Consider the following 430-nt stretch of genomic DNA (forward strand, 5'->3'; position numbering starts at 1 on the left):
TGTAAATCCATATTGGCTTGCCAGACTTGGTGACGCAGCGTTTTGATTCGTTCGACCAATGAGTCCGCATCATTCCAGACGATTTGTTCAGACATCTTCACGCTCCTGCGATTGGTGAAACTCCGCAATCTGCTCCATGTGTTGCCCAAGTTCGCGATACGTCGCGTAACGCTGTGCTCGTAATGTTTGCACTTTTGGTGTTGGTGAGTAGGTTTGACGAACAGGACTTGCCATCACGGCTTGTGCTGATTTGGTCGTCGGGTAAACGCCAGCTGCGACGGCTGCAAAAATCGCGGCCCCCAATGCGCAACATTGATCTGATTCGACCACGATGATGTCGCGACCAATCACATCGGCGCACATTTGCATCACGTAAGGGGATTTTTGCGCAATGCCACCAATGGCGATGACGCGTTCGACAGTGACATCT

At 51.4% G+C, this 430-nt stretch carries 1 protein-coding gene; it reads right to left on the reverse strand.

The genetic code is table 11. The features are described from left to right. Positions 1 to 87 precede the first annotated feature (87 nt). Positions 88 to 430: FGGY-family carbohydrate kinase (locus UF06_RS18890; protein WP_045571810.1), on the reverse strand; the 343-nt coding region annotated here is incomplete at its 5' end.

The sequence above is a fragment of the Vibrio sp. S234-5 genome (assembly GCF_000960595.1).
In the GTDB taxonomy this organism is placed as follows: domain Bacteria; phylum Pseudomonadota; class Gammaproteobacteria; order Enterobacterales; family Vibrionaceae; genus Vibrio.